The sequence below is a fragment of the Streptococcus sp. genome, assembly GCF_030528045.1.
Classification (GTDB): Bacteria; Bacillota; Bacilli; order Lactobacillales; family Streptococcaceae; genus Streptococcus.
In genome coordinates this window covers 1-19,364 of the sequence record NZ_JAUMZR010000039.1, presented here as the reverse complement: position 1 = coordinate 19,364, position 19,364 = coordinate 1, and the positions used below count along the sequence as shown (strand labels likewise).

The 19,364-nt window shown below is 38.3% G+C and carries 19 protein-coding genes and 1 pseudogene; all 20 read right to left on the bottom strand.

All coding sequences use genetic code 11. From position 1 onward, the window contains the following. Nucleotides 1-136: 136 nt before the first annotated feature. Nucleotides 137-433, bottom strand: a complete 297-nt coding sequence (locus Q4A91_RS07720) for a DUF4176 domain-containing protein (RefSeq protein WP_303212502.1) — start codon at nt 431-433, stop codon at nt 137-139. A 163-nt stretch (nt 434-596) separates the two neighbouring features. After that, nucleotides 597-1,253, bottom strand: coding sequence for a DUF443 family protein (locus Q4A91_RS07715; RefSeq protein WP_303212501.1), 657 nt, complete (start codon nt 1,251-1,253; stop codon nt 597-599). Between the two features lie 33 nt (nt 1,254-1,286). Next, on the bottom strand, nt 1,287-1,943 hold the full coding sequence (locus tag Q4A91_RS07710; protein WP_049501406.1) for a DUF443 family protein: 657 nt from the start codon (nt 1,941-1,943) through the stop codon (nt 1,287-1,289). Nucleotides 1,944-1,985: 42 nt separating this feature from the next. Further along, a complete protein-coding gene (locus tag Q4A91_RS07705) occupies nt 1,986-2,651 on the bottom strand; it encodes a tandem five-TM domain protein (protein ID WP_049549875.1) in 666 nt (221 codons plus the stop codon). Next, entirely contained in the window at nt 2,645-4,084 is a 1,440-nt protein-coding gene (locus tag Q4A91_RS07700; protein ID WP_303212503.1) for a T7SS effector LXG polymorphic toxin, read from the bottom strand. Before Q4A91_RS07700 ends, Q4A91_RS07705 begins: the two co-directional genes overlap by 7 nt. Before the next feature lie 112 nt (nt 4,085-4,196). Next, complete coding sequence (locus Q4A91_RS07695; protein WP_303212500.1) at nt 4,197-4,652, bottom strand: DUF5085 family protein; 456 nt, start codon at nt 4,650-4,652, stop codon at nt 4,197-4,199. After that, entirely contained in the window at nt 4,652-5,107 is a 456-nt protein-coding gene (locus tag Q4A91_RS07690; protein ID WP_303212499.1) for a hypothetical protein, read from the bottom strand. The genes Q4A91_RS07695 and Q4A91_RS07690 overlap by 1 nt, the downstream gene beginning before the upstream one ends. Before the next feature lie 33 nt (nt 5,108-5,140). Continuing rightward, nucleotides 5,141-5,872: a hypothetical protein gene (locus Q4A91_RS07685; protein ID WP_303212498.1), complete on the bottom strand. Its 732-nt coding sequence runs from the start codon at nt 5,870-5,872 to the stop codon at nt 5,141-5,143. Beyond that, nucleotides 5,872-7,506, bottom strand: coding sequence for a T7SS effector LXG polymorphic toxin (locus Q4A91_RS07680; RefSeq protein WP_303212497.1), 1,635 nt, complete (start codon nt 7,504-7,506; stop codon nt 5,872-5,874). The genes Q4A91_RS07685 and Q4A91_RS07680 overlap by 1 nt, the downstream gene beginning before the upstream one ends. After that, nucleotides 7,496-7,858, bottom strand: a complete 363-nt coding sequence (locus Q4A91_RS07675) for a hypothetical protein (protein WP_303212496.1) — start codon at nt 7,856-7,858, stop codon at nt 7,496-7,498. The genes Q4A91_RS07680 and Q4A91_RS07675 overlap by 11 nt, the downstream gene beginning before the upstream one ends. Next, complete coding sequence (locus tag Q4A91_RS07670) at nt 7,840-8,214, bottom strand: TIGR04197 family type VII secretion effector (RefSeq protein WP_303212495.1); 375 nt, start codon at nt 8,212-8,214, stop codon at nt 7,840-7,842. Before Q4A91_RS07670 ends, Q4A91_RS07675 begins: the two co-directional genes overlap by 19 nt. A gap of 81 nt (nt 8,215-8,295) precedes the next feature. Next, nucleotides 8,296-12,717, bottom strand: a complete 4,422-nt coding sequence (gene essC / locus Q4A91_RS07665) for a type VII secretion protein EssC (RefSeq protein ID WP_303212494.1) — start codon at nt 12,715-12,717, stop codon at nt 8,296-8,298. Nucleotides 12,718-12,737: 20 nt separating this feature from the next. Next, nucleotides 12,738-14,009: a type VII secretion protein EssB gene (essB, locus tag Q4A91_RS07660; RefSeq protein ID WP_303212493.1), complete on the bottom strand. Its 1,272-nt coding sequence runs from the start codon at nt 14,007-14,009 to the stop codon at nt 12,738-12,740. Then, the gene (locus tag Q4A91_RS07655) at nt 14,010-14,249 is read right to left on the bottom strand and encodes an EsaB/YukD family protein (RefSeq protein ID WP_000434883.1); all 240 of its coding nucleotides are present in this window, start codon (nt 14,247-14,249) and stop codon (nt 14,010-14,012) included. Between the two features lie 65 nt (nt 14,250-14,314). After that, nucleotides 14,315-14,779, bottom strand: a complete 465-nt coding sequence (gene essA / locus Q4A91_RS07650; protein ID WP_000720507.1) for a type VII secretion protein EssA — start codon at nt 14,777-14,779, stop codon at nt 14,315-14,317. Nucleotides 14,780-14,790: 11 nt separating this feature from the next. Then, nucleotides 14,791-17,820 (bottom strand): type VII secretion protein EsaA, encoded by a 3,030-nt coding sequence (gene esaA, locus Q4A91_RS07645; RefSeq protein ID WP_303212492.1) that lies wholly within the window; start codon nt 17,818-17,820, stop codon nt 14,791-14,793. A 71-nt stretch (nt 17,821-17,891) separates the two neighbouring features. Further along, nucleotides 17,892-18,176 (bottom strand): WXG100 family type VII secretion target, encoded by a 285-nt coding sequence (locus Q4A91_RS07640; protein ID WP_001173991.1) that lies wholly within the window; start codon nt 18,174-18,176, stop codon nt 17,892-17,894. Nucleotides 18,177-18,396: 220 nt separating this feature from the next. Further along, on the bottom strand, nt 18,397-18,705 hold the full coding sequence (locus Q4A91_RS07635; protein ID WP_303212491.1) for a hypothetical protein: 309 nt from the start codon (nt 18,703-18,705) through the stop codon (nt 18,397-18,399). A gap of 13 nt (nt 18,706-18,718) precedes the next feature. Further along, nucleotides 18,719-19,033, bottom strand: a complete 315-nt coding sequence (locus Q4A91_RS07630; RefSeq protein WP_303212490.1) for a hypothetical protein — start codon at nt 19,031-19,033, stop codon at nt 18,719-18,721. Next, nucleotides 19,014-19,253: pseudogene (locus tag Q4A91_RS07625) on the bottom strand (DUF2974 domain-containing protein); the annotation flags it as partial. The gene Q4A91_RS07630 and the pseudogene Q4A91_RS07625, both read right to left, overlap by 20 nt. Nucleotides 19,254-19,364 lie beyond the last annotated feature (111 nt).

Below are 19,364 nucleotides of genomic sequence, written 5' to 3'. Positions count from 1 at the left end.
GTTCGTCTCCTCTCGCGCTTAGTTATAGGTCACCCACTACAGTTGACATAGAGCCCTTTAATGTCAAAGTAGTTCCTCGTTTTTGATTTCTATTTAAAGTATTGTGATATTTTGCAATAATCTTTACAGATGCACATTATTTTGTTACACCCTTTTTAATTGTTGTTGCATTTTCATCAAGCCAACGTTGATAAATTTCGGCGAACCGTTCTTCTTCTTCATCACTATAGCCTTTATAAACCACTTTATCTACATCATCACGACTGAAGTAAAACAACTGTTCTGGGTTTAGTCCCATTGGATAAAAAGCTGCAGAATAGTCAAACAAAACACTTTCACCATTCTGTTCAATGGTAACCCCACGATTGAGAATCATTAGCTTTTGACTCCCCTCTTTTAAATAAACAATTGTTCCAATTGGCAAAATAGACATTTTCTTGTTTTCCTTTCAATTTATAATTTCTTTATTTCTACAATGCTATACGACATCGTATTAGCATTCTTAAACTTTAAATGCATCATTCAACACCCAAACACTTTCTGAATGGATTTAATGCCTGAATCAATGTCATTTCTAACTTCTCGGCATTCTGTATTTATAGCTCTTCAATTTCAGTTAAAGTTAGTGTCTTATAATACTCTGGGATTTGTGGCATTCTCAGTATTACAAAAAACCACCATGAAATTATGCCATTTATAACCAATATAGCACTTTCATAACCACTATCAAGTCCTATAAAAAATGCTAAACAAACCGTATTAATTCCAAGAGTAATATACCACCAATCAATCATTCGTTTCCCTTTGGGTTCAAAAACAAGTCGACAGCGTTTGCTGTTTTGGGGAACTCTTGATTCAAACTTTCTTACCGCACTTTTTTCATAAAAGACAGCCATAAGATAAGACAAAAATACAGAGAAAGCAAATAACACTACTTTCATTAAAATTTGCTGATTGATTCCCCAGCTAATAAAGGCATCTTTCATCAGCGTATGAGAGATGCCAACAAGTGGCTGAATCATGATAACTAAAGCAGTAGATGCGCCTATTGGTGTTTTCGATTTTATTCTAAAACTATCATTAGATGGAGATAGCTCAACCATCTCAGCAGTAACCTCTTTCGGAAGTGAACCGAAGAAATAGGATTTGCCTTTTATAGTGGTAGGATCTAAGATATAACTTTTATTCTTAAACTCAACGATTCTAAAAACTGCTATATTCGAATGCTTAAATTTTAATTCCACATTTACCACCCAAACACTTTCTGAATTTCGTTATAAGTTACATTATAGCTTTTTCAGTTCTTTAAATTCTAGGTATTTCTTTTGATAAGCATAAGTCAATGGAATAACGCCAGATTCGATCCAAATAAATAGATAGGCCAACAAACCATTCAACACTAGAATTGCAGCTTCTGTTCCATTATCTTGTCCCATATAAATAGAGAAAGCAATTGTATGTAAAATGAGAAATAGATAGGCATGGAATTGTCTTTTTTTCTTATTATTCTGAAAGACTATTTTAAACCTCTTCTTTTCCTGCGATAAACGACTTGAAATCTCCTTCCTTGATTTGATTAAAATACCTTGATAGACAATATAGGCTACCAAAATAGATATGAGAAATAAAGATACTTTTAAATACAGATAATGACTAATATCATAATATCTAAAAATTGATGTTACTACTTCATACGAAAGAAGACCAAAACCAATAGATACCATACGCATTCCTGAAGGACCCATCTTAATTTTTTTATCAAAATTTTTATTCTGACTATCAAGTTCTATCAAATCAACTTCAAGAGTTTCAGGGGAAAGTCCCCAATAATAACTCTTTGGTGTTGTGGAGTTGGAATCAAGAACGTATTTTTTCTCTCCCATCTCTAACACATCAAAATAAGCAACATCTAATCCTCTAAAATTAATTTTCAAAATTACCACTCAAACACTTTCTGAATTGATTGAATGCCTGAATCAAAAGCCTTATTTAATTTCTCGAATTCCTTCAAATGTGACGTTTCTAATCTTATAAGCGGAAAGAATGGGAACCTTTCCAAATAAAAATGATAGAAGGAAAAATGAGATAATGCTATTGATAACGAGAACAATACCTTCTCCGCCATCATTAATTGACAAATAAAGAACTAAACAAGCTATTATAGGAACATTAAAAATATAGGCATCAAAAACTTGCTTTCTTGCAGATACTGGTTTAAAAATCATCTCATATCTTCTACTAGAAGAAGGCAATAGAGCTTTAACATTTTTACGTTCTTTCTCTCTTTTAAAATAAAAAATCAAGTAGGAGAATAGTATAGATGCGCAAAATACTACTAATTTTAAAATTATCTGTTGGCTAATATTGTACTCTTTAAAAAAAGTTTTCAATAAAGAATAAACAATCCATACAAGTGGTTGAGCAAGGATTGCCACATATGAAGCTTTAAACTTATTAATCGGGGTACTAAAATTGATATCCTCTCTGTTAAGTTCTGTCATCTCAACCGTTAATTCGTCCGTTGGAACACCCCAATAGTAGAACTTAGGAGTCATTGAACTTGCATCTAATATATATTTTTTCCCGTTTAGTTCTACAAGTTGATGACAAAAATACTTCGTCTCTTTAACATTAATTTCCAAAATTACCACCCAAACACTTTCTGAATTGATTTAATACCTGAATCGATAGCATTTCCAACTTCCTTGATACCTGAATCAATGTTGCTTCCAATTTCCTTAATACTCTTATCCAGATTGTCGCCCATCTCATTTGCTATATCTTTGATTCCTAGAAAATTATAATTATATGCCAAAGTAGCAAGTGTTGCTGCAGCAATCCCAGCACCAATAGCCCAACCAATCGGACCTGTAGCTGCATATGCCGCTACACTTAAAACAGCCTCTGAACCGGTTGCAAAATATGCCGCCGCAAGTGTTGTTGCAGCTGCATCTGCTGCTAATGTAGCGATTGCAGTAGTAGCAACCGTATGTGTAAAGGCACGTCCGGCATTCTCATTTTGTAGGTTGTTCAAAAAGTCCATCCCAATAAATATCGAACTAATCGCTGAAATCCCAACAGAAGAGTTGGTTCCTGGTATAGGGATATTAATTTCTGAAGTTGTCAATTGCTTAAGTAGATTCGCAGCATTTGCTTTGAATAAAGCATCCGTATAGCCTTTACTATCTGCAGAGTAGGTAATGTTTATATTACCAAACTTATCAGTAGTAGTAAAATACTTAAAGTACTCTGATAGCTTAGGATTCTTTGAACTTAACTTAGAAATTGTGTCTTTAGCAATTTCTTCCAGAGACGTATCTCGGATAGTTTCAAGAAACTCCCCTAGACCGCTTAGGTCAACATTTTTATTAACTTTACTCTCGACATATTTTCGTACAGCATCTTTAACATTCTCTGGTAACTCTTTACCAGGATACCGTTTCCCATACTCTGCAATTGCCTTTATATCATTCTCATCTAATTCTGTTTCATTTTTAATTTTATCTACAACATTTTGATAATTTTGAATTACCTCAGAACGCTTCTTCCACTCACTATTAATATTATTAGCCCAAGGGGCTTGTCCCTCTATTTTAAAAGTTCCATCAAACTTTCCAAAGTCACCTGTGACTTGTTCGAAACCTTGAAAAACTAAGCTCTGTAAACTTTCTGAATCCGAAAACTGTCCACTAGTCGAGCTCGCAAATGACTGCAATTTATCTAATTTTTTTTGTAACTCATCTCGCTTACTCGTTGCATTTGAGATAATTTCTTGAACATTACTTTTATAAGTAGAATCGATGTTCTTCAAATCAGATAAACTGTTCAAAATAGCTTCTTGAGTCGAAATAGTTGTATTTTCTGCTTCAATTTGCTTTTGAAGTGTCTCCTCATCTAGACTTTCTTCACCGACTTGTGCATGGTAAAGAGTCGGTAGTTCACTCGCTTTTCCTCCCAGGCTCTCTGAAAAGAGGATAACTCCTCTCACTAGAGGAACCATTATATTTTCCGCATAGGACTTAGCACTATCATAGGCTTTCCCTTTCAATTCTTCCTCTGAAATCAATTTATTAAAGGCAGTAATGACAGCGTCATAATAATTTGCACGGCTACTTAATACCGTATTCGCTGTGCTGAACTATGAAATAACTCTTTTCCAGATCTTACATATATAGTCGGCAATATCTTTACCAAACTTAATAAGCGTAACCAAGCAATACTGTTACCTGCCCTGTTCCTTCTGTTTGGAGAATATGATAAAAAGGGGTTTGTTGTTCGCGGTTATTCTTCTCTAAGGTCCATAGCAATCTAGCATATGCTTCCTTGGTTAATTCCTCATAATCATGATTTAGAGTCACCATTATAATATTGTTGATTTCAAAGTAAGATGAAAATTGCATTCCCTCAACTTCAAGAAATTCCTCCTCTAAAGGAAGAAAGAATTCAATATCCATATTTCCTTCATATGGTACATTATTAAGACTATAAACAATAGGTCCTGCTGGATGACCTCCTGCTTCATCAATAGCTGACATGAAAGCATCTAACTCATTTCTCATCTGGCTCACATGAAAAGTCCTACGCTTTTTAATCACATTACGTGCCTCAAAAACATTTCCATTGGTTACACCTGGTGCAGCAACATATTTCATCAATCCACCTCCCAACTACTATAAGCATCAACTATAATTTCTTTTCCAGGATGATAAAGCACATGATAAACCGCTAAACACTCCAAATTTTCTCTAGCATATTTTACACGTAAGGCATCATAATAATCCGCTAAATTTTCCGAGGAAAAAGTAGCGAAATCATCACTGTCTATAAAAATATTCTCTTGAAAAAGAAATGGTCCATTATATCTATCTATTTTGGTATATGCATTGCCAAATGTTGTGAAAATAGAAATCGTTTTTTTATCCGTGAAGGGATAGCTCTTAAAATACACTGGGCCATCTGAAAAAACCATATCTAACATATCCTCTATAAATTCCCAACATAAGGGATATACTTTATGACAAATCTGTTCGACTGGTACATTTCCCAATCCATTTTCTTCATAACCAAATTGATTATGAAGGACTAACTTTTTAGGTCTTATTTCCATATTTCTTTACTGCTTTCTTAATTGTTCTTATCTTTAAGCTAATTCATCACTATCAGGGTGCTTTTTCACATAAATAGCTGCATAAACTGCATCTACCATGACAGCCGGCAAAGTCAAGGTCAACAAAATTCCCAATAAAATACCAAAAACATTCTGAATATAACCCGTTAGGAGGGAAGGAATAATTGTTGCCCCAGCAAAAGCTATAGCAAAATTATTCCACCATGTTTTCTTTCTATCTCCCTCTTTTACTTGATTAAAGGCCCAGACTTTCCCCTGATTCTTTGGGAGATAGTACCAGGCATAGAGACCACATGCAAAGATAAAAAGAAGCAATATAAAGATAACATAAATTGGAGTGAGAGGAGATTGATATATTCCTTCTATACTATTTGAATCTCCTACTGTTATAAACATCAACATTCCGATAAAATTGGTCCAAACTAATGTCGTCCAAGTAAGCAAAGCAATCAGAATAAATGTTAAAAATTTAAATCGATTGATCAAGAACTTAGAAAAACCAAACAACATACCTACAACATTAAGAATGATACAAGTCAAAAATAGAACTTTAAGCCCTCCCTGATGACTTCCTGTTTCACCTATAAGACCCCAGTAAAAGAAAAAGGAGCAAAATGGTAAATTTATCCATGGATATAACTTAATATAAACTAAACTAACACCATGTGTGATCAAAGGACCATGGTATCTTTCTCTTTCTATATCAGTAATCTTTGCTTTATTTTTTCTATTTATCTTTGCCATTAACTAAACCACCTTCCTATTGTTTTTAATCCATCGCCAATTGCATCTGTTGTTTTTATTAAGGCATCCTTAGCTGCATCTGTTACAGATTGATTATTTAATTCCTTAATTTTAAAGTCATTCATAAGCCATCCAATGGCTGCACCTAATCCTAACCCAACAACTGTTCCAATAGGACCTCCGATAAAAGTTCCAATTGCAGCACCAGCACTTGCAGCTGAAGCACCTGAAAGAAGATCAACCCCTTGGTCAACGGCGAAATTTCGGATTTTTTCCCCAACGGAAGAAGTTTTATCATCCCAAAAGTTTTCTTTGATATTTCTCCCAACATTAAGAACTGTTCCAATAGCACCAAACGCTTTGCCAGCTTGTCCCCATTTTGAAAGCTGTGAAGCATCTTTCCAGTTGAAGTCATCCCAAAATTTCAAAGAATTTTTAAAACCGCTTTTAGCCGAATCTATAGCATCCCCAATAGCAGTTTGCCAACCAGTTGTCTGAACCCCTTTGCCAATATTGGTATCAGTAGGATCAAAATCTCTACCTGTATTTTGACTATATTCTCCACTTCCACTAGTATATACATGCCCTGTATTTTTATTATAAAGAAAACGAGAGCCTATCTTAACACGACCTCTGGAGTCAGAAGTAATTTGTCGACCGTTAATAAAGTTTATTTCAGCTTTAGCCAAAATAGCTCTACCAACGATATTCGAAAATTTTGAAGATTTGTCGGCTGATTCATCCTGCTGTAAAATGAAATCAATGGCTTTTTCAACAGAAATCCCCTGTTCTTTTGCAACATCTTGAGCCATCGTTAGCAATTCAGCTTCCGTTCTATCTACAAATCCCTGAATTGCATCCTTAACATTCTCTGGTAGCTCTTTACCAGGATAACGTTTCCCATACTCTGCAATTGCCTTTATATCATTCTCATCCAATTCGGTTTCATTTTTAACTTTATCTACAACATTTTGATAATTTTGAATTACCTCAGAACGCTTCTTCCACTCACTATTAATATTATTAGCCCAAGGGGCTTGTCCCTCTATTTTAAAAGTTCCATCAAACTTTCCAAAGTCACCTGTGACTTGTTCGAAACCTTGAAAAACTAAGCTCTGTAAACTTTCTGAATCCGAAAACTGTCCACTAGTCGAGCTCGCAAATGACTGCAATTTATCTAATTTTTTTTGTAACTCATCTCGCTTACTCGTTGCATTTGAGATAATTTCTTGAACATTACTTTTATAAGTAGAATCGATGTTCTTCAAATCAGATAAACTGTTCAAAATAGCTTCTTGAGTCGAAATAGTTGTATTTTCTGCTTCAATTTGCTTTTGAAGTGTCTCCTCATCTAGACTTTCTTCACCGACTTGTGCATGGTAAAGAGTCGGTAGTTCACTCGCTTTTCCTCCCAGGCTCTCTGAAAAGAGGATAACTCCTCTCACTAGAGGAACCATTATATTTTCCGCATAGGACTTAGCACTATCATAGGCTTTCCCTTTCAATTCTTCCTCTGAAATTAATTTATTAAAGGCAGTAATGACAGCGTCATAATAATTCGCACGGCTACTTAATACCGTATTCGCTGTGCTACCCTGCGAGTCTGCTGATCCTATGTCTACTTTAATCCCCATTTTTCCCCTCCTTTTGCGATTCAAGACGGCGTTGTTGGAAAAGAAGTTCCTCTTTTTCGCCCTCTAGCTTACTCATTGCTTTTTTTAATTCTTCTTTCCTCTCGGTGATAAAATCATCAAGTAGCTGTTCATTCCTTTTTAACTTTTCTATATTTTCAAGGCGATCCATCTCATCTTTAACTGATAACGGATAATAGCCTAATTCTCTATATGGGATGAAGTTCGATTGGCAAAGATCTATAATCTCCGTAGCAACAGAAAGAAACTGATTTCTTTCTTCTTCTAGCTTGGATAAATTTGTTTGAATCTGTTGAACACTACATTGAATATCTTCTAATTTTCTTTTCTCCATCCTCGCTCCTTAAATAAATTATTTTGAGGAACAAATGACGGATTTGAGTATGGAGAAGGTAGACTGGTTGTCCCATTATTTGGATTATTCTGCCACATTGTACTTATATTCTCATCTACTACTTCAAATTCATTTGCGACACTATGAATTAGTTTTACGAATTCACTTATTTTCGATTGAATATTTTTAGCAATAGATGCCTCATTTATAATCAATCTTCTTCCTACCGTATTAGCGGTATAATAGCTTGTCTTATCCCTAGTAACTGTACCGGCAGTTGTAATGCTATTGCTTGCTGATACAATTCCAGTTGCAATAGTACTTGCCTTGCCTTTTTCACTTTTTACTTGTCCCATGTTCAATAACCTTTTCAATTATCCTTTCTACTATCAAATCGTCAAAAGACCGGGTTGAATCTTAAGTATCAAAAAATAGTTTTACTTATTCTTACTAATTTTAAGTTTGATGACTTCTTTTCTAGAATGTAAATAAACCTGATCGAGATCTGGAGCCACATCTCTGTTATACATTCCTTTATCTAAGAAGGTTTGATCCATTAGGCGCATACCAAAGATGACCCATTGGACATTTGTTTTGAGGTATCTAGGAATTGGGTCGATGCTTGTCCCAATATAAGTATAATCAGTACCAATAATAAACCTCATCCCTACTCGATACCCATTCTCAAACATAAATTGAAGCTGTTGATCATTTAAATCACTTTCGGATACTAGTGCTCTCATATTAGGTATAAAAATGATCCACTCAGATGATATGCCTTTTTCAAGACGGCGTTCTATTTCATAGATTAGCTGATTTCCTATGTCCGATAGTTCCTTTTTACTTCCAACATAGGTTTTCACCTGGTCATTATATGCTTCATATTCTTGGAAAGCATCAATCAACATCATATGAACGTTAGGCATTCTAAGAATAGTTTTTAATAAATGATGCGTTATATTATCAAAAGCGTCTTCTGCATTTGACACATAAGCCATGTGTTTAAATTTGCTAAGAGAGATATTGACACTTCCAACCATTTCTAGTTCCAAACCGATAGGAATCTGATTATTCTCAATAGCCTCTTGTACATCAGGCAAATTCAAAAATTCTTCCATCGTCAACTCCTCTGGCACCATCGGGATGGCACTTGGGCGCTGTCCGGTCCAGGCTTCTTGGAGGGAAGCGACTGCTTGGCGCAGGTTGTTGAGGACTTGAGTATCATTGGCTCCATAAACTGGGAGAGCCAGCTGGATGACATCCACCTCTTCACGCTTCATAAGGGCACGTCCCTTGATATCTTCCATAGTCATAGCAAGTGGTGTAGAGCCCACGATGGCTCGCACTTCACCTGCCTCATTTTGTGGCAGGCTCAACTGGTGCTTGAAGTTCGAGTAGAGTTGAGCACGAAGATTGGTTTGACGACCGGCTGTCATCAAGAGGTGAACCCCGATACTGAGACCTTCACGAGAGATACGCACCAAGAGCTTGAAGAGTTCCGCCTCATAGGCTTCTTCCTTGAAGGCTTCATAGCTATCTAAGAGGATGACGATAGCCGGCTCTTCCTGACCACTGGCCTGACGGTAGAGGTCTAAGGTCCCAACACCATAGTCCGCAAGGAGTTTCTTACGACGGTTGAGTTCGCGCTCCATGATTCGTACAAACTTAGAGATTTTCTCCGTTTGGTCCAAAAGCATGGTATCCGCCACCTGTGGAAGCTTGGACAATGGAGCCAAACCATTGGTGCCAAAGTCCATCAAGTACATGGTAAGGGCCTTGGGACTGAACTTGCGAGCCAAGTCCATACCAGCAGTCTGAAGGAAGGTGGTCTTTCCTGTACCCGGACTTCCGTAGAGGAGGATATGACCATCCTTGGAGAGATTGATAGAGACAGCTTCCTGCTTCTGTGCCTGCGGGATATCTGCCATCCCCAAGAGGACAGAGAGTGGTTTCTCTTGTGCCCAGGCTACTGTCGGTTGCACTTCTTCCAGTTCGTCTAGCGTGATTCGCTCTTTGAGCGGCGGCAACCATGGCTGTGGTACTGGAGGAATTTCTTGTTCCTCACACAAGAGCTGGATATGGTGCACTATCGCATCCAACTCTGTCGGAACTTCCTTGATTTCATCCACATCTTCTAAGCCTGATAGATCTTCATTCAAAATCTCATATTGGCCCAATTCATTGATCAAGTAGATGGTATGGTCCTCAATCCCCATATCGTCCTTGTCCGGCTGGTAATCTGCCCCTGACCAAGCTGATTGGAAGAGCTCATAGACTTCGTTATTTCCGACCTGTAGATAGGCACGTCCTGTCTGAGTAATCTCGGCTGCGTCCGGTGTATGAAGCATTTCATTGGAGTCTGAACGATCCGCCACCTTAAGTGCGATCTTGAAGCGTGAGTTAGACCAGATCTGGTCATCCACCACACCAGATGGTTTCTGAGTAGCTAGGATCAAGTGGACCCCGAGGGAACGCCCGACCCGAGCGATGGATACCAGCTCCTTGATAAAGTCTGGCTGGTTAACCTTGAGCTCTGCGAACTCATCTGAGATGAGAAAGAGGTGAGGGAGCGGTTCTGTCGCTTCTTCGTTTTTAAATTTCTTCTGGTATTGATTGATATGGTTGACTTCGAACTCTCCAAAGAGTCGTTCACGACGATGGATCTCCGCATTGATCGAAGCCAGAGCCCGCATAGATTGGGCACCATCCAAGTTGGTAATCGTCCCCAAGAGGTGAGGCAGGTTTTTAAAGAGATTGGCCATCCCACCACCCTTGTAGTCGATCAGCAAGAAAGCCACATCATGAGGGTGGAAGTTAACAGCGAGGGATAGGATATAGGATTGGATGGTTTCGGACTTCCCTGAACCAGTCGTCCCTGCGATCAATCCATGAGGTCCATGGGCTTTTTCATGCAGATTGAGCTGAACCAGGTCATCCTGACCACGCAGACCAATTGGTACAGCCAAACTCTTGTAAGGTGCGTTCTTTTTCCAACGGCTCGATACCTGCAAATCCTCAAAGGTCTCCGCCCCATACATTTCCATAAAGGTCACAGAATCTGGGATCGAACTCTTCAGGTTTTGGAGGTGATTGAGCGGTGCCAAGGTACGGGCGATCCGCTCCTTATCATAATCTGCTGGGAAATGGTCCAAACGGAAGTCCGTCTCTTTCAAAACTCCTTCTTCCATGACCAGTTGGCCGGTATTACGGTCCTTGATATTGATCACTGTCTGGATGTTCTCAGACAAGGAACTCATGACATCCTCTACAAAGATGAGAGAACAGCCTAATTCCGTTGGATCTTCGGTAAAGAACTCCATGATGATATGATCCAAAATCAGCTTCTCATCGGTCACTAAAACCACGTAATGAGGATGGAAGAGGGTGCTCTCTTTGTGGGATGCTTCTTCCTTTTGACTACGACGTAGTTTCAAGATTTGGTTCAAACTATTCAGAACTTGGTCCCGTGTTCGTTGATTGTAGACAAAACCGCGGACATTGAGTTCTTGCAGTTTAGCATGAGGTAGCCAACGCATCCAAGACCATTGCTCTTTTTCCTCTTCAGGTAAGATCGTAATAAACTGCACATCATGATAAGAATGGAAAGTCGCTAGCTGCATCACCAAAAGCTGCAGTTGCTCTAGGACGAGATTTCTAGGTCCAATATAACCCACCGGTCCATGGCTAAGGTTTGCCGGGATTGGCATATCTGGGATCTTTTTGTGACGACTATAGAGAGCGTAACCCTCTTCTTCTAGAGCATCCTTCTTACCGCTACGCTCCTGTTGACCGTATTTCAAGTCATAGCTAGTCGGCATTTTCCCGAGTCCCAAACGATAGTATAAAAAGTCAAAATGCAAGGGAGTCTTTTCGTAAATTCGGTGATTGTAACTCTCAACCAAGTCCGTCAATTCTAAAATCGTTGGAAAATGATAGTGCATCCCTTCTTTTTGTTCTCGTTCCAGACGAGTCAACTCTTTGACCTTATCTTTCAGGTAAAGACGATAGAGATCGACCCGTTCCTTCTTATCGGCCTTGTACTTTTTACGATTTTTGATGAAACCACGGATAGAAAAAATCATTGTGGTTATGGACATCCCTACTGTCACAAGAATATAGATCCCTCGAGGTTGAATTAAGGTGATTAAGACGGTTACCCCGACCATCATCAAAGGAGGAACGATCAGCTTTAACAGTTCATCGCTCGGTTTAACCGGTTCCTGGCCTGGGGGATTGATCAAGATTTTATCTTCGCTGCCACGATAGATGATCCGTGGAGAACGATGATAATCTGGATAATCTTCATAAAAACCATATCGAGATGGTTCTCTCAGAGTCAGTTGTGGCCCAACTTGGGCAGGACCCTGGACCCATACTTCATCAGGATAGAACTTGATCGTCACCGCCCCTAGACTCAACTCATCTCCAAAACCAATCAATTGCTGGTCCATTTGTTCCAGATGATTGTTTCGATAAAATGCGCCTTTTAGTCGAGTTAGCTTCCATTGATTTTGGGATTTTTGGAGTAAGAGTTCAACATCTCCATCTAGTGTGATCAACGCACCTCTTTGAGAGCCAATCTGAAACTCTGATAAATCCAAAAGGTCATAAACCCTTGGCTCCCCTTCTCGGAGATAAAAGACGACCTCACCCAAACGCAGACCATCTTTCAAGAGTCCCATTTCATCGTCGTACTGATAAAAGACCTCGTCACCATCGACCTTGAGCTGAATCGGTCTTTCCTGTTGAGAAAGGTAGACTTGGGCCTTTTCAGTCGCCCCGACCAAGACCGTCTTATCTGCACTCAGTTCTACTTCATAACGCAGACCTTGGCTGTAGAAAATGATTTGTTTTTTCATAATTTCTCTCCTTGGTCTACTTAATTGCTAGAGGAACTACTTGGAACAGGTTTCTTCTCAGATGAAGGTTTGCTTTCAGAAGCCTTGTCTTGCGGATTAGGAGTTGTAGAAGCATTGGAGCTTGATTCACTCGTTAGTAGCTCACTTCGACTATCCCAGTATTTCTTATACTCGCTTTCCAAAGTATTCAACTTACTTTCACGGTCTTTCCCTGACAAGTTGCCATCTTCTCGAACCTGCTTGATTTCCTGAGTCAAAGCATAGAGAATCAAGTCACTGTCGTTAATCCGTTTCGCAATATCAAGAGCCTCTTCAAAGCGATTGCGCCCAACCTGGATCCAGTAAGTCAAATAAAGCTCATCTGACTTGAGTGTTACGTTGTTCAAGATGACTTTCTTTTGTTCAGAAGAAAATTCCAACCCCTGAATATAAGAGTAAGCCAACTCATACTTTTGCGTATTCAGCAAGCTAGCTGGATCAATTCTCTCTAATTCTGTAATAACACCACTATAATCCACTTTAATAAAGGCAGTATCTGCCTGCAACATCTTTTCTTTGAAAGGATTTTGCACAAAAATCAGATAGATCAGTGGAACGATCAACAAGACAACGCTGGCTGTTAACCAAATCGTTGCCAATTTAAAGACACGATGGCGTCTACTTGGAACCAAGACCAAATCTGCCCGTTCTTTCGCAGCCTTCTCCGTGTAGTACTTCTCCAAAACAGCTACTGCAGCCTCTACATCATCTGCCTGACATAGGTCATTTAAGAAGTCTGGCAAGGTCTCTAATTCCAAGGAACCATTATAAAGATCCATGAAATCCAAATCGCTAAATAGTGTTACTGTAAAACATTTAGCCTGGCGTAAAAAATCTTCTGAGGATATTGATTGAGGAACCATCAGACCAGGAATTCCACGATAAGCAATCTTAGCCTGAGCATCCTTGGTAATAAAGAGATTTACTGGGTGCAAAAGGAAAGTCACAGGTAACTCCAAAGCGCCCTCTAGACGAAAAACGTTTAGGGCCAAACGGATTCTTTCCGAAATGGTACGTTCCTTTATTTCCTCATAAGTCAGTCCATGAGCTTCGACTTGATAGGAGAAGGTGACACTATCCTCATCAGACACCATCGATTGCTCCAAAAAGAATGGATGATGCAAATCCAATAGTAAGAGTTCCCGTAAATCTTGACTCGCAACATCTGAACGTTTGAGTTTTAATTCCCAGTTTGTTTCATTTTTTTCATAGACAAACGATTGTCCACCAAATTCAAATTTTTCTTCAGCCACCTATATCTCCTCAATTTCTACTAAATCTCCTGTCGTCATAGGATAATCAGACAGATGTTTCCCTTCATCAATCAACAAACCTTTATTGACAATTCTTAATTGATATTTTTTTCGCTTGATACCTGGATTAAAAATCGTATCCACTTCTCGCACCAGCCGGCGCACTTCAATTCGCCGTGGAATGCGAATATCCACATCTCTTTCTCTCAAACGTAGGGTAATATTGATATGTTGCTCCACCTTTTACACGCCTCCTATGTCTGGTTTATCCTTTTCTAAATTATTTAGACAGACTAGTTGTAAAATTAGTCCATCCCTTCTACCATCACACGATAACTCATTACTGCCGTTGCTCCAAAAAGCAAGAAAATCAACACCACATAGAATATCTCTGGAAGAAAGTCATTCAGACCACCTTTTTCTACATGGCCTATATTTGTTTGGAACTTGATTGTTTTTTGAGCATTGGGCTGAAACAACTGTTCTTCAGAAGATTTTTTCACTGGTCTCTGTATAGCAGAAAACAGTTGGCCCCTTTCTGTGATCAACTGTTCCTCTTGATGCTGTTGCATGTCCTGCAACCTCTTTTGAGTCGCTTCATTAAAAAGCTCCTTGATTTGTTCAGACTGTAGACCAAATTTCAATCCCTCTTTCTTTTCAAGTCGGGAATCATCAATCTGCAGACTGTTATCCTTCAAATCATCTGCAGCAGCCCCAGAGACTGCTGCACATGTTACTAAGGTAAGAAGGAAAAGAATGATTTTCTTCATATTTCTAATTTCTATTCTTTCTCAGCTTGGCTTGCTTGAAACCACAAACTACTTTCTCTGATAAAAACATTTATAACAAGTAAAACAGCTATGACAACAATCGTTACAACAAAAGCGATAATTGCTGCTGGATGTCCATCAAAGTATCCTGAGAGCAAACCTTCTAATATCGATAACGCATTGAGATTTTTGATAAATGCTGGGAAACCAGTTAGACTTGCTGTTGTCCCAATAGCATTTGATAGGTAGACAAAGCTAATCATCATAAAGAAGGAGAGTCCCATACCAATCACTCGGAAATGTTTAAGCAATAGATATTGTCCTTGAATCAGTACAAATGCGGCTAAAACAATTAATAGAACCCAAGATGGTTGATACTCACGACCAACCTGTAGCTGAACACTTGATACAACACCAACTACCAATCCGACAACGAGACTTAAAGCAGATAGGATGGTTACCGTCATCAAGTCTGTATCATGTAACTTATCAAGTTTGAACTTATCTTTGACTTTGCGAATAACGTTTTGAGTTGCAAACAGATAGGCTGTAAAGAGGCTAACAATCTCCAATAGTAAAATCCATGTAAATGGACGGTAAACATTGACAGTCGCTTTCACTGAAGTAGCATTTTGGGTAACAGGATTGGATAAGAAGTTCAACAATACTTCGTTTGGCACCCCATTTTGATAGGCATTATTCAGAACCTTCACAAAGGATTCTACAAAGTTTCCATTGTTAGTCAATTCTTCGTTAAACTGCGTCATCAAGGAGTCAGCATCTTGTGACAACTTTTCAGTACTTGTTTGAGCGTTTGACAATTCACGATTGAAATTACCTAAAGTCTCATTCACAGACTCTGCAGCTTTGACATTACTTTGAGAAGATTCCTTCACACCCGTAGTTTCTGACAAGAGAGCTGCATAATCCGAATTTAGGGTAGCCAATTGATTATTAGTCTCTTCAAAAGCAGAATTGCTCCCCCCTTGCTTCTCAACCAAATCCTTTAGTTTTTCTTCCAACTGCTCGTACAACTCTAACTGTTTCTTGATTTTTGTATCCAATTCTTGGTTGGTAGCCAAAACATCCTTCACATTTTTTTCTAGAACAGGCTTGAGAGTAGTCAGTTCTGACAAGGCTTTATCTACTTTTCCTTTGACACCATCAGTTTCTTTATCGCTAGCAGGTGTAGTTAAGCTGTCTTCATATTTCTTCAGATTTGAATCAATCGCTTCAAACCAAATATCTGACAATGCTTTAGACACATTACTATTTTTTAACTCTTTGACGGTATCGTATGCTTGTTTGAGTGCTTGTACCTTTTGGTAGTCAGAAGCTATTTTCTGAACCTTTTGTCCATAAGTCACTGCTGCTTTCTGAACACGTAACACATCTACTGGAGCACTAGCTGCTTGGACATCATTCAAGGAGATATTAATTGATTTTAGCTCTGCTTTTGGAGCTGGACTTGGAGTCCCGGTTGAACCTGTAGTTGTAGTTGAGGTTGTCTCTGCAACACTATAGGCTACTTTAAAAGTCCCACCCGTCTTCAAATCAATTTCTTGACCAAACTCAACTGGTGTACCATCATAAGTGACTGAGTGAACTGTCACTCCTGATTCAGCTTTCCATGATACCTTAGCCTTTGTTCCTGTTCGTCCAACAGCACTCGTACTTGTGATTGCCTGACTTTCCAAATTCTTCAAATCAGTCGAATTAATCTCGTCACCAGGCTCTTTAATCGTTTTTAAATAAGTATAATCTACAGTAGGAATTGTGATCGGTGTCATACCAAAACCACTAAATTCTTCTCCACTAAAGTTTTCTTTTGGTAATTCTGAGATTGCAGAAGCCAACTGCTCTTTGAGAGATTCTTCAGCCTTCTCTAGGTCCTTGTTTGCAGCTTTATCCAAAAATTGCTTAAGAGTGATTTTGCTCTTCTCACTTGTTCCATAGTAAGTAGCTAATTTCTCATCAATAAAGTTATGAATATCCTTTTTATGATTTTCAAACTTGGTTCTTTCGTCTGTTAGATTGTTCTGTAAGCTAGCAATCTCTGTGCTGATGTTTTCTGCGACTGTTTTATAGGAAGGTACAACTTCAGATGACGTACCATCAGAGGATGCTGCTGTTCCGTCTATATTAGAAGTCAGACTACCTTGAGCTTTAATTAATTCCTTATAAGTTTTAATTTGTTCCTGAACGTCTTCCCGACTCTGAGAGATGAGCCCAGTGATAACATCCGCATGATTTTTCTTCTCATCTACTCTATTCTTAAGCAGAGTTCCAAACTTCTCACCATAGGCAATCTGCGAAACATCAAAACGACCAAAAATCTGTGAGTAGCTCTCCAAACCTGTTTTTAAAGCACTGTTGGCGTCAACTGATGAACTTGACATAGTATAGAGAGTTGGGAAAAGATTTTTAGAGTTGATAGCTGTATTATATAAATTCGTACGATAGTTTCCGATGTTGGTTGCTTGTATCTGTGAGCTAGCTTGAACATTCTTTTGTGCTGTATAAAGGTTGTTCAAAATACTAGCCATATACATGTCAACTAACTGACCATTCAAATCAGCAACAATATCTTTCGCTAGTTTATTTGCATCATTTTCTACTTGCAAATTTCCTTGCGCATTCACCTTATAATTGATGGTTGTCTTATCAACATTGATGCTGTTAATATCGAGTATTTTTTCAGAAAAGTCACTAGGAATTGTTAAAACGAGTTGGTATTTCCCACTTTCTAACCCAGAATCAGCTGCTCCACGAGGGACAACAGACCAATTTTGTGAATTATCACGCTCAATATTTTTTACATAACTAGCACCTAGATTGTATTCTTTTGTATCTACGTAGACAGGCTTATCTTCATTTACGATAGCTACATTTAATTTTGTCTGCTGATTAGCCTTTGCATTATTCTCATTGCTAATCGTTGTATTTTTTTGAACAGATAGATTCAAAAAAATAATCAATGCAAGCAACCCTAATGCCAACAGACTACTTCCTATATATTTAAAAATTCTATTCTTCTTCATATTACTTTAAATCTTCTCCGTCATAAAAAATAGGAAGGCTCTCGCCCTCCTAAAGCCACTTATATAACAAATTAAATTTGTGATGCAAGATCTTGGTCGTTTTGTTCAACAATTTCAGCAACCTTGTTCAACTGTGCATTGATTTCATCAAGCAAAGTTGCAAACTCCTCAATTTTTGGAGACAATTCTGTGAATTGGCGATCAAAGCTCTCAAAAGCAGCACCTTTCCAGTTGTCTCGGATAGTATTTTGTTCTTGAGTCAATGTACGAAGTACTTGTCTTACTTCCTCAGAACCTTGAGTGTACTTTTGAGCAGAGGTGCGCAATTCTTCTGTTGTTAATTGAATTAAAGCCATGTGAAACTCCTTTATATTAATTTACGCCCTCATTGTATCAATAATTTGCCTCAATTGCAAGTTTAAAATTCATTTTTTATTCTATTTATAAAAAAATAAGAGCTATTTCCATCTAAAAACTAGTAAGAAGGATTAAATTATCTACTTTTCTTGTATAATTACTTCTTTTTTTATCTATAATAACAAACTCATATCGTCCTTCTTTTATAAGGTATATTTGTCAAACGTTCTTTTCTTCTAACTTTCTATGAAAGTTTTTATTTTCTTGATGACGAGCTTCCAGCACATTCTCTATACGACTCTTATAAAGTTGATGATAGTTATCCAAATTGTTCTCTATCTCAAAGATATATGGTTGAATTTCAGCAAAACTACTGTCTCTGCATGCATAGGAAAGCGCCTCTAGGAGATTATCCGTCTCCCTACTAAACTTGTGGAAATCATCATCCAAATCCATCTCTAAACGCTCTAAGTCTCGTAATTTACGATTATGCTCATCCTCTAGTTTCTGAAGTTGCTTTTTATCCATCACAAGTTTTCTCCTAGTTTTTGATCGGACTTTGTAAAGCAGGGGTTTGCATGGTCTGGGTCAAGTAAGTTTCGGCAGCATCAGCGGCCTTGCCCTCAAATCCACCCTTAATATTGTTTACATAAGTCTTAGAAGCGTACTCTTGCATATCTGAAGCTGCTTCTTGCAACTTTTTAGCTAACTCCACTCCTTTAGCAAGGATTGACAGTTCTTTTGCAGTTACTAAGGCCCTGACTGCTTGGCGTTCTTGTTCCTTCATTCTTTCTTTGAAGCCACTGTCGAGTTGCTCTCTTGTAATTAAAGTATCCTCATCCGTTAGGACTAACATTCTTTCCCCTCCATGTTTGTTTTACATCCGCCAATAGATTGTTAAAATCTTCAGCACTATTTGTATCTATGGTTTCAAAGGAACCACTAGCTTTAACCAGGCTTTCCCCTAGTTGCTCAATTTGTGTCAGGAAGGATGTTGCTGCAGTCTTCGTGTCACTTGCAACGCCTTCATCCCAAAAGCTTGTTGTGTCAAAACCGGAAAGTAGATTTGTAACTTCTGGCTCTATGTCAACTGTAGTGGGTGACCTATAACTAAGCACGAGAGGAGACGAAGTTCGTCTTCTCTTTTGTGATATTCAAAGCGATATAGATACGCTGTTTAAAGTTTT